We start from the raw sequence: 14,187 nt of genomic DNA on the forward strand, positions 1-14,187 counted from the left end.
ACGGCCGGTGTTGGAACCGCAGGCGGCACGAAAGCGCCCCGGGACCCTGTCGGGCCGGTCCCGGGGCATGCCCAACCCGGGGCGCTTGGCGGCGCCCCTGTTGCGGTCGGATCAGGTCAGGTGTGCGGCTTGTCGTCTCCAGAGCCGAACTCGTCGTTCAGCTTCTGCTGCGCCGTGTCGGTCTGGCCGCTGTACTTGTTCTGGGTCTTCGCGTCGAACGCGTCGCCGGCCTTTTCCACGCCCTGGCGGGCCTGGTCCGGGTGACCCTTGAGCATGTCCTTGATCTTGTCCAGCATGGACATGAAAGTCCTCCTTGCCGTGAAATGGCACTGTCTTCAGGATCGCCGCCCGGCCCGGGATCCGCATCCGCAGGGCTCTGACCAGCGCTATTTCACCTGCACCTCGCAGACCAGTCGCCGCCGGTGGTCCACCGTGCGCTCCTCCCCGGTCAGCGTCAGCGGCACGCGATGCCGTACGTCGCCGCTGGACGCGGCCAGACGCAGCTCCAGCGCGCCGGGCTCGACGATCCGATGCCCCTGGGCGAGCGTGTACGAGGCCAGGTCGGCGTGGAAGGTGAAGCGGACCTCCGCCGAGGCGCCCGGGTCGAGCGGCACGCGGGCGTAGCCGACCAGCCGTACGACGGGGCGGGTGATCCGGGCGACCGGGTCGTGCAGATAGAGCTGGACGACCTCGGTGCCGGGCCGGGGGCCGGTGTTGCGGACCGTGAGGCGCAGGGTCGTCTCGCCGTCGGTGGGCAGCTCGGCGGTGTCGGTCTCCGGCTCGTCCCAGGCGAAGGTGGTGTACGACAGCCCGTGCCCGAAGGCGTACAGCGGCGTCGGGTCGATCGTGCTGGCCTCCCCCCGCTGCCCCAGCGGCGGCGCGAGGTACGTCCACGGCTGCGCCGCCGGCCCATGGGGCACGCTCACCGGCAGCCGCCCCGACGGATTCACCCGCCCGCTCAGCACTCCCGCCACTGCTGGGCCGCCCTCCTGGCCGGGGAAGAAGGCCTGCACGATCGCGGCCGCCCGGTCCGCCCAGCGGCCGAGGGCGTACGGGCGGCCGGTCAGCAGCACGATGACCACGGGGGTGTCTGCGGCGAGGAGCTTGTCGAGCAGCTCGCCCTGCCCTTCCGGGAGGGTCAGGTCGGCCGCGTCGCACCCCTCGCCGGAGGTGCCCCGGCCGAACAGCCCCGACCGGTCGCCGACGACCGCGATGCACACGTCCACGTCGGTGGGCTCGGTGAACTCCGCCTCCGGCAGCTCGGTGCGCAGCGCCTCCAGCACCGTCGGGACGTCGATGCCCATCGGCAGCCCGGGGTGCTCGACGCCGACGTGCCGGGGAAAGGTGTAGCAGCCCAGCATCGCCGCCGGGTCGTCGGCGAGCGGGCCTACCACCGCGATGCGGGCGTCGGGGCGCAGGGGGAGCGTGCCGTCGTTGGCCAGGAGGACGACGGACTCCTCCGCCAACTGCCGTGCGACGGCGCGCATTTCGGGCGGATCCAGGTCCACCGTCGCCGGCGGCTGAGGAAGGGTGCCGTCCAGCAGGCCCAGCTCGGCCTTCTGCGTGAGCACCCGCAGCGCGGCCCGGTCGACCAGCGCCTCCGGCACCGTTCCGGCCCGTACGGCGTCCCGCAGCGGCGGGCCGAAGCAGCGGACGCCCGGCAGCTCGACGTCCACGCCCGCCGCCAGCGCGAGGGCGGCGGCCTGTGCGGGGGACCCGGCGAGGCGGTGGGACAGCTCGACGAAGGACACCCCGAAGTAGTCGGCGACGACGGTGCCGGTGAAGCCCCAGGTGTCGCGGAGCAGCTCGGTCAGCAGCCAGGGGTCGGCGTGGGCGGGGACGCCGTCGGTGTCGGTGTAGGCGGCCATGACCGAGCGGGCGCCGCCGTCGCGCAGGGCCGTCTCGAAGGGCGGCAGGATGACGTCGGCCAGTTCGCGCGGACCGATGGAGACGGGGGCGTGGTTGCGGGCGCCGCGGGAGGCGGAGTAGCCGGCGAAGTGCTTGAGCGTGGCCACGATGCCGGCCGACTCCAGCCCGCGTACGTACGCCGTGCCGATGGTGGCGACCAGGTACGGGTCCTCGCCGATGGACTCCTCCGTACGGCCCCAGCGGGGGTCGCGTACGACGTCCAGGACCGGCGAGAGCCCCTGGTGGATGCCGACGGCCCGCATGGAGCCGCCGATCAGCTCGGCCGCGCGCCCGACCAGCGCCGGGTCGAAGGAGGCGCCCCACGCCAGGGGGGTGGGGAAGACGGTGGCGCCCCAGGCGGTGAAGCCGGTGAGGCACTCCTCGTGGGCGACGGCGGGGATGCCGAAGCGGTTGGCGGCGGCTATACGGGCCTGGGTGCGGGCCAGTTCCGCCGCCCCCCGGGCCGGATCGATCGGGGCGGTGCCGAAGGAGCGGGTCAACTGGCCGAGCCCGTACGGCAGGAGCGCGTCGAGGTCGACCTGCTCGCTGACCTCGTGCTGGAGCGGGGCGACGTCCTCGCCGGCGTCCGAGGTCTCGGAGCCGGGCCAGACGGCGTAGAGCTGGGCGAGCTTCTCCTCGAGGGTCATCAGGGCGAGCAGATCGGCGGCGCGGACGACTGCCGGGAGGGTGGGGTCCTGCCAGGGCCGGGTCATGGAACTCCTTACGGGGTACGGGGCTCAGCCCTTGGTCGCGCCGACCGTGATACCGCCGATGAGCTGCCGCTCGGCGACGGCGTAGAAGGCGAGGGCGGGGACCATGGCGAGGACGAGGTAGGCGAAGACGCGGGCGGTGTCGGACGCGTACTGGCCCTGGAACTGCTGGAGGCCGACCGGGATGGTCCACCACTTCGGGTCGTTGAAGACCAGCAGGGGCAGGAAGAAGTTGTTCCAGCTGGCCACGATCGCCAGCACCGACACCGTGCCCAGCGCCGGCCGGGCCAGCGGCAGCAGTACGCGCCAGAAGAAGCCGAACGCCCCGCAGCCGTCCAGGGTCGCCGCCTCCTCCAGCTCCGCCGGGATCTCCCGGAAGAAGCCGCGCAGGATGACGACGGTGAGCGGCAGCCCGAACGCGGCCTGGGGAAGGATCACGCCGAGCGGATTGTCCAGCAGTCCCACGGAGCGCAGCAGGATGAACAGCGGCACGGCCGCCACCGCGAACGGGAACATCAGCCCCATCGTCAGCAGGCCGAACATCAGCTCCCGCCCCCGGAAGGCGAATCGCGCGAAGGCGAAGGCCGCGAGCGCGGAGGCCGACACGGTGAGGACCGTGGTGCCCAGGGCGATGAGCGTGCTGGAGCCGATGGCCCGCCAGAACGTGCCGTCGCCGAGGAGGTCGGTGTAGTTGGCGGTCACCCAGGGGTGGGGCAGTCCGAAGGGGTTGGTGGAGAGCTGGTCGGTGGACTTGAAGCCGGAGATCAGGCCGTAGAGCAGCGGCGTCACCATCACCGCGCCGACCAGCCAGGCGATGACATACACGGGCAGACGTTTCATGAGCGCGCTCGCATGGTGGTGATGGCTCCTTCGGTGTCACGGCGCATGACGAAGCGCTGGTAGAAGAACGCGAAGACCAGGCTGATCAGGAACATCGCGACGCTGATCGCGCTGGCGTAGCCCACCTGATAGCGCTTGAAGCCGTACTGGAACATGCTGATCGCCATCGTCTCGGAGGCGTGGTCCGGGCCGCCCTCGGAGATGATCCACACCAGGTCGAAGAGCTGGATGGTGTAGATGACGGAGAGGAAGACGCTGATCCGGATGGTCGGGCCGAGCAGCGGCAGGGTGATGTGCCGGAAGCGGGCCCAGGCGCCGGCGCCGTCGATCTTGGCCGCCTCGTGCAGCTCGGCGGGGATGCCCTGGAGGCCGGCGAGGTAGAGCATCGTGTAGAAGCCGAAGTACTTCCAGGCCAGGGTCAGGCAGAGGGTCGCCAGGACGGTGGAGGGGTCGGCGAACCACCGTCCGCCCAGGCTCTCCAGTCCGACCGCGGACAGTAGGTGGTCGGCCAGGCCGTCCCCCGGGGCGAAGATCATGCTGAACAGCACGCCGGTGATGACCTCGGACAGGACGTAGGGCGCGAAGAACAGCATTCGGTACACGGACCGGCCGCGCAGCCGCTGGTTCAGCAGGACCGCCATGGCCAGCGCGAAGGGCAGCTGGAAGACCAGGCCGAAGGCGATCAGCAGGAAGCCCCGCCACAGGTCGCCGAGAAAGACCGGATCGCCCAGCAACGTGCTGAAGTTGCCCAGCCCCGTGAAGTCCGACGGCATCCCGAAGCCGCCCCAGCGGAACAGGCTCGAGTAGAGGGCGAAGAGGATCGGGAGGAGTACGAACGCCGCGAACAGCACGAGCGCGGGCACCGTGAAGACGAAGGCGGTCAGCCACCGCGCCATACGGCGCGTGGCGGGTGGGCGTGTGCCGGGTGCCCCGCGCTTTGTGGCCGCCGGGCCCGTCACGTCGGCCGCGTCCTTGGCGGCTTGCTGGTCACGCAGGTGGATCGCCGTCATCACCATCCCTCTCGAGCCCAACGCATGGGCCGATACGGCGCCGCCCGCCCCGGCGGGAGCTGCCGGGCCGGTGAAGCGGCGCAGCTACTGGCTCTTCGCGACCTGGGTGATCGACCGGGCGACCTGCTCCGGCGACTTGTTGCCCGCGATGAGCGCGGCCACGCTGTCGTTGACCTCCTGGCCGACCGCCGGGGCGTAGGCCTGGTCCAGGTAGAGCTGGAAGCCGGTGGCCTGGTCGAGGGCCGTCGAGACCGCCTTGAGGTTGGCGTCCGTCAGGGCGCTCGCCGCGTCCTTGACCACCGGGAGCACGCCGGTCCCGGTCACCAGCTTCTTGTCGAAGGCGGTGTCGGCGAAGAACTTGAGGAAGTCCACCGCCGCCTGCGGCGCGTCCTTGCGCACCGCGTGCCCGCCGCCACCGCCGAAAGCCTCGGTCAGCGCGCCCGCCCCGCCCTGCACCGCCGGGAAGGAGAAGAAGCCCAGGTCCTTGCCGAGGCCCTTGCCTGAGGTCTTCTCCACGCTCGGCGCCCACTGGCCCATCAGTTCCATGGCCGCCTTGCCGTTGCTGACCGAGGCGGCCTGCCCGCTGGGCGTCGAGTAACCGGCGCCGAGGAAGCCCTTCTGGAACGGCTGAAGGGCGACCAGGTCCTTGAGGTGCTGCCCGGCCGCGACGAAGCCCTGGCCGGTGAAGTCGTTGTCGGTGGCGGCCTTCTGGAGCGCCTCGAGCCCGGCCGTACGCATGGCGAGGTAGGCCCAGTAGTACATGCCGGGCCATTTCTCCTTGCCGGCCAGAGCGATGGGGGTGATTCCCCTCGACTTCAGCTTGTCCACCGCGTCGAGGTAGTCGCTCCAGGTGGTGGGCGGGGTGTCGATGCCGGCGGTGGCGAAGAGCGCCTTGTTGTACCAGAAGCCGACGGCGCCGATGTCGAAGGGAATCCCGTACGTCCTGCCGTCGAATTGATACGCCGTCAAGGAGGCGGGCACGAAGCCCTTCGTCCAGGATGCGGTGGAGGAGGTGAGGTCCTCGACGAGCCCGGCGTCGATCTGCTGCTTGAGGACGCCGCCGCCCCAGGTGTGGAAGACGTCCGGCAGCTTCCCCGAGGCGGTGAGCGCCGTCATCTTCGACTTGTACGCCTCGTTCTCCAGCGTGACGATCTTGATCTTCACGTCCGGGTTCTTCGCCTCGAACTCCTTGGCGCGCTGGGCCCAGATCGCCTTGGCGGGGTTGGTGGTGGTGATGTTCCACCACTCGATGGTGGTCTTCCCCGAGGAGTTCCCTCCGCCGGAGGAGCCGCCGCAGGCGCTCAGCGTGCTCGCGGCGAGCCCGGCGGCGGAAGCCGCCAGAAGGCCGCGCCGGGTCAGGGAGGAAGACGTGTTGCCCAGTGCTGGTCGCATCGCGCACCTTCCGGAAGGCTGCCGATAATTATCGGACCGATGCCGTCGGAAGTTACGGACGTGCCACGCCCCTGTCAACGGATCTGACAGAACCCGTCAGCCGGCGTCAGCCACGGGCCGCCGTGCTCGCCCGGATCACCAGCTCGGTGGCCAACTCCAGGCGCGGGGAGTCGATTTCCTCACCGCGCGCCTGGCGCAGCACCGTACGCGCCGCCAACTTGCCCATTTCCACCAGCGGTTGGCGCACGGTCGTCAACGGCGGTGCGCACCACCGCACTTCGGGCAGGTCGTCGAAGCCGACGACGCTGACGTCCTCCGGCACCCGCAGCCCGCGCCGCCGCAGGGCCTCGATGGCGCCCAGGGCCATCTGGTCGCTGGAGGCGAAGATCGCGGTGGGCGGTTCGGCCAGATCCATCAGCCGGCCGCACGCGGTGAAGCCGCCCTCGTGGTAGAAGTCGCCCTGCATCACCAGGCCGTCGTCCACTCCGACGCCAGCCGCCTCCAGCGCGGCGCGGTAGCCGTCGAGCCGGGCCCGGCTGCACAGCAGACGCGTCGGACCGGCGATGAAGCCGATCCTGCGGTGGCCCAGGCCCAGCAGATGATCGGTCGCCGCCATGCCGCCGGCCCAGTTGGTGGCCCCTATCGTCGGCACGTCCAGTGCCGGGGAGCCGGCCGGGTCGACCACGACGATCGGCACGTTGAGGCGCCGCAGCTCCTCGTGAAGTACCGGCTCCAGTACGGAGAGCACCAGGATCACGCCGTCCGACGCGCGGTCGCGCAGGTTCTTCATCCACTGCCGTGCCGAGCCCGCGCGCCCGTGGATCGCGGACACGACGGTGCCGAAACCGGCGGCGTGCGCGACGTCCTCGACCCCCCGGATGATCTCCACCGCCCATGGGCTGTCCAGGTCGTTGAAGACCAGGTCGAGCAGCGCGGCGCGGTCGCCCGGCGTGGTCGTCCGCCGTCGGTAGCCATGCTGCCGCAGCAGGTCCTCGACCTTGGCCCGGGTCTCCGGGGCCACGTCCGAGCGGCCGTTGACCACTCGCGAGACGGTCGGTACGGATACGCCCGCCGCTGCGGCGATGGCGGTGATGGTGACCTTCCGTCCGCCCGCCGCCCGCACCTGTTCCGTCATGTGGCCCCTCCTTGTACCGAAACCTTTCAGGGACTGGCCCCGGGCCGAGCGTACTCCGGAAAGCGCTGTCACAGGCGTTGACGCACCCCCCGCCCGGCTCTACGGTTTCCCCCGCACCCTCGGAAATCTTGCGGCAATCTTCCGGAAAAGAGGGCACCCCCACATGAACCTTCAGCTTCAGGGCTTACGCAGAGCCGCAATCGCCGTCACCGGTGCGGCCGCGCTCCTCCTCGGCCTTGCGGGCACCAGCCACGCCGCCGGCACCGACCCCGTACTGCGCGACCTCGCGACGGCCAAGGGGAAGTACATCGGCGTCGCGGCCACCGCGAGCGAGCTGAACATCAGCTCGTACGCCTCCATCGCCGGGACCCAGTTCAACTCGGCCACCCCCGGCAACGAGATGAAGTGGGAGTCCGTCGAGCCCACCCGGGGCACCTACAACTGGTCCGGCGGCGACAACCTCGTCAGCTTCGCCCAGGCCCACACCATGCAGGTACGCGGCCACACCCTGGTCTGGCACAGCCAGCTGCCGAGCTGGCTCACCTCGGGCACCTTCAGCAACGACGAGCTGCACGCCCTCATGATCAAGCACGTCACCGACGAGGTCACCCACTTCAAGGGCAAGATCACCCACTGGGACGTCGTCAACGAGCCGCTCAACGAGGACGGCACCTTCCGCGCCAGCCTCTGGTACAACCAGCTCGGCTCCTCCTACATCGCCGACGCCCTGCGCGCCGCCCGCGCCGCCGACCCCGCCGCCAAGCTCTACATCAACGACTACAACACCGACGGCACCGGCGCGAAGTCCGACGGCATGTACAACCTCGCCAAGTCCCTCCTCGCGCAAGGCGTCCCGCTCGACGGCATCGGCTTCCAGGGCCACCTCATCGTGGGCTCGGTCCCCTCCACCATCCAGGCCAACCTCCAGCGCTTCGCCGACCTCGGCCTCGACGTGGCCGTCACCGAGCTCGACATCCGCATGACCCTCCCCGCCACGACCGCCCTGCTCGCCCAGCAGAAGGCCGACTTCAAGTCCGTGGTCAGCGCCTGCGTCGCCGTCTCCCGCTGCGTCGGCGTCACCGTCTGGGGTCTGACCGACGCCACCTCGTGGATCCCCGGCGTCTTCCCCGGCCAGGGCGCGGCCACCCCGTACGACGAGAACTACCAGCCCAAGCCGGCGTATTACGGCATCGCCGAGGCGCTGGGCTGGACCGGTACCGTCCCGGCCGCCGGCTGCACGGTCACGTACGGCGTGAACCAGTGGAACACCGGCTTCACGGCGAACATCACCGTCAAGAACACCGGCGCCGGCGCCGTCAGCGGCTGGACCCTCGGCTGGACGTACCCCTCGGGCCAGAAGGTCACCCAGGCCTGGAACGCCACGGTCACCCAGTCCGGGACGGCCGTGACGGCCACCAACCTCTCCTACAACGGCACGATCTCCGCCGGCGGCACCCAGAGCTTCGGCTTCAACGCCACCTGGTCGGGCTCCAACCCGGCGCCGACCGGCTTCACGCTGAACGGGACGGCCTGCGCGGGGTGACCGCGTCCGGTCATACGGTTCCGGCCGGGACGACCCACTCCGTCGGCTGTCCGGTGTGCTCTGCGACGGTGTCGAAGTCCTGGTCGTAGTGCAGCACCGTGAGACGGTGGGCCGCAGCGGTAACGGCAATCGTCAGGTCCGCGACCCCGGCCGACCGGTGTTGGCCTTTGGCGGTCAGTGCCTCCTGCAGCTCGGAGGCACTCCGCCAGAGGTCATCCGGCGTATCGACCCAGTCGAGAGCTGCGTCGAGCTGTGCCTTGCCCCGCTGCCGGTCCGCGAGATTGCGCACGGAGAACAGCATCTCCAGCTCGGTCGGCCCGCAGATGGCGACCAGCCCGCGCTCCATCAGCGGCACGAGGACTTCCCGCACCGGCGTGAGATGGAGGCGGGCCAGCGCGCTCTTGTCCGGGAAGCGCTGGATCGCCGTCAGGCCACGAAAGGCCGACCGCGAGGCCCCCGTGCCGCCGCTGTGCGCCCGCGGCTAGCGCGCCCGCACCGCGAAGGCCGCCACCGACGCCTCGCCGTCGTCGAGGCACTCGCCGCTCGCCAGGTCGAAGCGCTGCTTGAGCAGCGGTGAGGCGACGAAGACCCGTCCCTCCGCCGTGGAGCCGAGGAGCCCGCGCGACAGCACGTACGCGCCGGTGAAGGGGTCGCGGTTGTCGACCGCGTACAGGCGGCCCTGCCGGTCGGCGAAGAGCGCGGCCTGGCGGCCGTCCGGGAGGAGGGCGGCGATGCCGCGGCCGGGTGTGAGACGGTCACGGTCGCAGACGGCGAACCACTCGTCGTCCAGGAGGAGTTCGACGGTCATGAGGCGGGCGTCCCTTCGAGGGTGCGGATGGGGAGGACCGGGCCGGCGAGCAGCTGGAGATCGGGCTTGATCTGGTCGCGCTCGGGGACGAACTTCACCGAGGGGTCGGGGACGTCGGGCGCGTTGACGAAGGAGACGAAGCGGGCGAGGCGCTCGGGGTCGTTGACGGTGTCGGCCCATTCGTCGCGGTAGCCGGCGACATGGGCGGCCATCAGGGCCTCCAGCTCGTCGCAGATGCCGAGTGAGTCGTGGACGACGACATCGCGTATGTGGTCCAGGCCGCCCTCGATGCGCTCCAGCCACACCGAGGTCCGCTCCAGGCGGTCGGCGGTGCGGATGTAGAACATCAGGAAGCGGTCGATGAGCCGGACCAGCTCCGCGTCGCTCAGGTCCTGGGCCAGCAGATCGGCGTGGCGCGGGGTGGCGCCGCCGTTGCCGCCGACGTACAGGTTCCAGCCGGCCGCCGTCGCGATGACGCCGAAGTCCTTGCTCTGCGCCTCCGCGCACTCGCGGGCGCAGCCGGAGACGGCGGACTTGAGCTTGTGCGGGGACCGTAGCCCCCGGTAACGCAGCTCCAGGTCGATGGCCATGCGGACGGAGTCCTGGACGCCGTAGCGGCACCAGGTCTGCCCCACGCAGGACTTCACCGTCCGCAGGGACTTTCCGTACGCGTGTCCGGACTCGAAGCCCGCGTCCACCAGCCGGGCCCAGATCATGGGCAGTTGCTCGACCCGAGCACCGAACATGTCGATCCTCTGCCCACCGGTGATCTTGGTGTAGAGACCGAAGTCCCTGGCCACCTCGCCGATGACGATGAGCTTTTCCGGGGTGATCTCGCCGCCCGGGATGCGCGGCACGATCGAATAGGAGCCGTTCTTCTGCAGGTTGGCGAGGAAGTGGTCGTTGGTGTCCTGGAGGGCCGCCTGCTCGCCGTCCAGTACGTGTCCGGGGGCGCCGATCGTCGGCGCGAGCGAGGCGATGATCGAGGCGACGGCCGGCTTGCAGATCTCGCAGCCCTCGCCGAGCCGGGCGGCCTCGCGGCCGTGGCGGTCGAGGAGTTCGGCGTACGAGGTGACGCGCAGGGCGAGCACGATCTCGTACAGCTCCTGGCGGGTCTGGGCGAAGCAGCCGCACAGGCCCTTGTCGACCTCGACGCCGCTCGCTTCGAGCTCGGCGGTGACCAGCTGGCCCAGGACCTTGACGCAACTGCCGCAGCCGGTGCCCGCCTTGGTGCACTTCTTGACCTCGGGCACGGTGGTGCAGGAGTGCTCGGTGACGGCGGAGCGGATGGTGCCCTTGGCGACGTTGTGGCAGGAGCAGATCACCGCCTCGTCGGGCAGCGCGGACGGGCCCAGCGCGACCGGGGCGCCCGCGCCGGCCGGGAGGACCAGCTGCTCGGGGGAGACCGGCGGTACGGAGCCGGCGAACGCGCGCAGCGTGCCGTACTGGTCGGCGTCGCCGACGAGAATGCCGCCGAGCAGGACACCGTCGGGGGAGACGACCAGCTTCTTGTAGACGCCGGCGCGGGAGTCGGAGTACACGACGTCGAGGCAGCCCTCCGCCGTGCCGTGGGCGTCGCCGAAGGAGGCGACGTCGACGCCGAGCAGCTTGAGCTTGGTGGACAGGTCGGCGCCCGTGAAGGAAGCGGCGGTCTCCCCGGCGATCGCGGTGGCCACCGTCTCGGCCATCTCGTAACCGGGCGCCACCAGGCCGTACACGCGGCCGTCGGAGGCGAGCGCGCACTCACCGATCGCGTAGACGGCCTCGTCGCCGGTCCGGCACTGCTCGTCGACCACGATGCCGCCGCGCTCGCCCACCGGCAGCCCGCACTCGCGGGCCAGCTGGTCCCGGGGGCGGACGCCGGCCGAGAAGACGACGAGGTCGACGTCGAGCGCCGAGCCGTCCGACAGCTTCATCCCGGCCACCGAGCCGTCCTCGGTGGCCGTGATCTCCTGCGTGCCGACACCGGTGTGCACGGTCACGCCCATGCCCTCGATGGTCCGGCGCAGTGCCTCACCGCCGCCCGCGTCGACCTGCACCGGCATCAGGCGCGGCGCGAACTCCACGACGTGCGTGTCCAGTCCCAGCCCCTTGAGGGCGCCCGCCGCCTCCAGGCCGAGCAGCCCGCCGCCGACGACCGCGCCGGTGCGCGACGTCATGGCGTACTCCTCGATGGCGAGGAGGTCCTCGATGGTGCGGTAGACGAAGCAGCCCGTGGCGTCCTTCCCCGGGACCGGCGGCACGAAGGGGTACGAGCCGGTGGCCAGGACCAGCGTGTCGTACGCGACCGTGAGCCCGGAGCGGGCCGTGACGGTGCGGGCCGCGCGGTCCACGGCGACGGCCGGGTCACCGACGTGCAGCTCGATGCCGTGCTCGGCCATGAAGCCGTCCCCGACCATGGACAGGTCGGCCGGCGTCCTGCCGCTGAAGTAGGACGTGAGCTGGACCCGGTCATAGGCGGGGCGCGGCTCCTCGCAGAGCACCACGACCCGGGAGGTCCTGGTGACGCCCCGGTCGGCCAGCGCCTCCAGGAAACGCTGGCCGACCATCCCGTGGCCGACCAGCACGATCGTAGGCGTGGTCATGATCAAGAGCCTCCGTTGTCGGTGAGCAGATGGAGTGGCGAGGCACGGTCGGGCAGCGGCTCGTCGCCCTCCCACGTGCGGGCCAGCTCGCCGACCGTGGCGAGCTCGCCGAGCAGAATCCCGCCGACCAGGCGGTCGCCACGCGTGACGACCTTCCGGTACGTGCCACGGGTCGCGTCCGCGAGGTGCAGTACGTCGTCCCCGGGCATGGCTGTCGTCTCGCCGAAGGCGGCGATGTCCAGGGTCTGCGGGCCGTTCAGGGTGAGCCGGGTCAGGGCGCGGGTGCCGCGATAGCGCTTGGCCTCGCCCGCGAGGATCCCGGCCAGCACGTCGGCCTGTTCGGTGGCCGCGCCCGCGAGGCCGTATACGACTCCGTCGTGCTGTGAGCAGTCGCCGACGGCGTGAATGTACGGATCGGAGGTGCGCAACTCGTCGTCCACGACGATGCCCTTGGCGACGTCCAGCCCGGCCGCCTGCGCGAGGCCCACCCGGGGGCGGACCCCGCAGGCCAGCACCACCAGCTCGGCGTCGAGCCGGTAGCCGTCGGCCAGTTCGACGGACCGCACCGGTCGGGTGGCGCCCGTGGCGTGGTGCAGGCCGCGCACCCGGCACTCGGTGTGGACCTCCACGCCCAGCGATTCGAGGTGCGCACGCAGCAACTTCCCTGCTGCCGTGTCAAGGTGACGTTCCATCAGGTGCTCGCCCTGCTGGGCCAGCACCACCTGCGCCCCGCGCGCCGCGAGCGCCCGCGCCGCCGACACCCCCAGCAGCCCCCCGCCGACCACCACGGCCCTTGCCCCCGGCTGCACGGCCCCCGACAGCGCCAGGCAGTCGTCCATCGTCCGGAAGGCGTGCACCCCGCCCGGCAACTCCCCGCGACCCTCCGCGAACAGCCCGCGCAACGGCGGCAGCACCGGATTCGACCCCGTCGCCAGCACCAGCCGGTCGTACGGCACGAAGGTACCGTCGTCGCAGACCACCGTCCGCTCCGCCCGGTCCACCCGCACCGCCCGCACACCGCGCCGAGCGGTGCCCCTCCCCCCGTCCGGCAGCGTGATCACGTCGGCCTGATACCGCCCGGCCAGCACCTCCGCCAGCAGCACCCGGTTGTACGGCGCGTGCGGCTCCTCGCCGACCACCGTGACCTCGACGCCCTCGTACGGCGCGAGCTGCCGCGCGAGCCGCGCCCCCGCCATTCCGGCGCCGACCACCACAATCCTCATGCCTACGAGCCTGCGGCCCGGCTGTTACCCGGCGGCATCCTGGCCGTTTCCCCCACGGAACAGTGCCCTCAGCGCGGGGCGGGGCGGGCTGTGAGCACGCGGGCGGTGCCGCCCGCGCCGGGGCGCGGTGCGCCCTGCGCCGGGTGCGCGTCGAAAAGTGTGGATCGGAAACGCCATGGAACACCTTCGCGGCGCGCCCGGGCCTACCCGCCCGTGGTGAAGCGGACCCGCCACAGGTCGCGGAGCAACGCGATCTCGGCCATGTGGTGGATGAATTCGAGGTTGGCCCCCGACAGCACGGCGATGAACGGGTCGTCGGGGTCGGAGCCGTACGGGTACTGCGAGAAGCCGACCGTGTCGAGCTGCTCGTCGGTGACGGCGGCGACGCTGTCACGCCAGCGGTCGATCACCGCCCAGAACCGCTCGAGTGTCAAGGCGGCGGAGGGGCTGAAGTCGACCATCAGCTTCGGATCCTGCCGCCGTTCACCGAAGGCCCACTCCCATCCGCCCGCGAACTGGAAGTGCAGGTGCCCCAGCCGCCACGCGATGGTCGTGACCAGCGTCGCGTCGGGCTCCGGCGCACCGGTGTGGGCGAGGATCTGCTCGACCCGGTCGACACTCACGCTCCAGTCATCGGCGATCTTGGCGACGCTCATGCCGCCGGCCGCCTGCCGGGCAACCTCGGCGTACTCGTTCGCCGGGATGTCCGGAGCGCCCAAGTCGAGCACCCACTCGCCCGGCCCGAACGCCCTGGGCGTGGCCGCCTCGCCCCGGCGCCGGATCGACCAGGAACCGGGCACCGGCTCCCACCGGTACTCCTCGTCGCCGAGCCCCGTCAGCCGCACCTGGGCCATCTCCCTGGCCTTGTCGAACTGGTCGAGGAGCAAGCCCAAGCGGTCCGTCCGCACGCCCTCTGTCTCCATGCCTGGCTCCCCTTCGCGGTCGCGTCTCGTACCCCACTGCGCTCAGGTGGAAGCTAACGGCTCACCTCACGGGGCGCGACCGATTTCCTCACCCACGAAGCGGTGCAGTA

Annotated in this window: 12 protein-coding genes; 1 reads left to right on the top strand and 11 read right to left on the bottom strand. The window is 71.2% G+C overall.

The genetic code is table 11. From position 1 onward, the window contains the following. Positions 1-116 precede the first annotated feature (116 nt). The 6 genes from ACFXJ5_RS10920 to ACFXJ5_RS10945 all read right to left on the bottom strand — a co-directional run bounded on the left by ACFXJ5_RS10920 (position 117) and on the right by ACFXJ5_RS10945 (position 6,995). On the bottom strand, positions 117-302 hold the full coding sequence (locus ACFXJ5_RS10920) for an antitoxin (RefSeq protein ID WP_384629885.1): 186 nt from the start codon (positions 300-302) through the stop codon (positions 117-119). A gap of 84 nt (positions 303-386) precedes the next feature. Further along, on the bottom strand, positions 387-2,621 hold the full coding sequence (locus ACFXJ5_RS10925) for a beta-xylosidase/alpha-l-arabinosidase (protein ID WP_384629887.1): 2,235 nt from the start codon (positions 2,619-2,621) through the stop codon (positions 387-389). Between the two features lie 24 nt (positions 2,622-2,645). Then, positions 2,646-3,458 carry a carbohydrate ABC transporter permease gene (locus tag ACFXJ5_RS10930; RefSeq protein ID WP_384629889.1) on the bottom strand — a complete coding sequence of 271 codons (813 nt, stop codon included), beginning with the start codon at positions 3,456-3,458 and terminating at the stop codon, positions 2,646-2,648. After that, on the bottom strand, positions 3,455-4,468 hold the full coding sequence (locus ACFXJ5_RS10935) for a carbohydrate ABC transporter permease (RefSeq protein WP_384629891.1): 1,014 nt from the start codon (positions 4,466-4,468) through the stop codon (positions 3,455-3,457). The genes ACFXJ5_RS10930 and ACFXJ5_RS10935 overlap by 4 nt, the downstream gene beginning before the upstream one ends. An 84-nt stretch (positions 4,469-4,552) precedes the next feature. After that, positions 4,553-5,860 (bottom strand): extracellular solute-binding protein, encoded by a 1,308-nt coding sequence (locus ACFXJ5_RS10940; protein WP_384629893.1) that lies wholly within the window; start codon positions 5,858-5,860, stop codon positions 4,553-4,555. A gap of 106 nt (positions 5,861-5,966) precedes the next feature. After that, positions 5,967-6,995, bottom strand: coding sequence for a LacI family DNA-binding transcriptional regulator (locus ACFXJ5_RS10945; RefSeq protein ID WP_384629895.1), 1,029 nt, complete (start codon positions 6,993-6,995; stop codon positions 5,967-5,969). Positions 6,996-7,158: 163 nt separating this feature from the next. Here ACFXJ5_RS10945 and ACFXJ5_RS10950 point away from each other — a divergent pair, with 163 nt between their 5' ends. Next, positions 7,159-8,538 carry an endo-1,4-beta-xylanase gene (locus ACFXJ5_RS10950; protein ID WP_384629897.1) on the top strand — a complete coding sequence of 460 codons (1,380 nt, stop codon included), beginning with the start codon at positions 7,159-7,161 and terminating at the stop codon, positions 8,536-8,538. Between the two features lie 10 nt (positions 8,539-8,548). On the opposite strand, the gene ACFXJ5_RS10955 is transcribed toward ACFXJ5_RS10950, so the two are convergent. From ACFXJ5_RS10955 to ACFXJ5_RS10975, 5 genes are all read right to left on the bottom strand, one after another. Next, positions 8,549-8,968 carry a PIN domain nuclease gene (locus ACFXJ5_RS10955; protein WP_384630073.1) on the bottom strand — a complete coding sequence of 140 codons (420 nt, stop codon included), beginning with the start codon at positions 8,966-8,968 and terminating at the stop codon, positions 8,549-8,551. Positions 8,969-9,019: 51 nt separating this feature from the next. Beyond that, a complete protein-coding gene (nirD, locus tag ACFXJ5_RS10960) occupies positions 9,020-9,346 on the bottom strand; it encodes a nitrite reductase small subunit NirD (RefSeq protein ID WP_384629899.1) in 327 nt (108 codons plus the stop codon). Continuing rightward, positions 9,343-11,931, bottom strand: coding sequence for a nitrite reductase large subunit NirB (nirB, locus tag ACFXJ5_RS10965; protein WP_384629901.1), 2,589 nt, complete (start codon positions 11,929-11,931; stop codon positions 9,343-9,345). The genes nirD and nirB overlap by 4 nt, the downstream gene beginning before the upstream one ends. Positions 11,932-11,933: 2 nt before the next feature. Then, positions 11,934-13,154, bottom strand: a complete 1,221-nt coding sequence (locus ACFXJ5_RS10970) for an NAD(P)/FAD-dependent oxidoreductase (RefSeq protein WP_384629903.1) — start codon at positions 13,152-13,154, stop codon at positions 11,934-11,936. A gap of 203 nt (positions 13,155-13,357) precedes the next feature. Continuing rightward, positions 13,358-14,077 (bottom strand): DinB family protein, encoded by a 720-nt coding sequence (locus tag ACFXJ5_RS10975; RefSeq protein WP_384629905.1) that lies wholly within the window; start codon positions 14,075-14,077, stop codon positions 13,358-13,360. Positions 14,078-14,187 lie beyond the last annotated feature (110 nt).

The organism is Streptomyces sp. NPDC059373 (genome assembly GCF_042751495.1).
GTDB lineage: Bacteria > Actinomycetota > Actinomycetes > Streptomycetales > Streptomycetaceae > Actinacidiphila.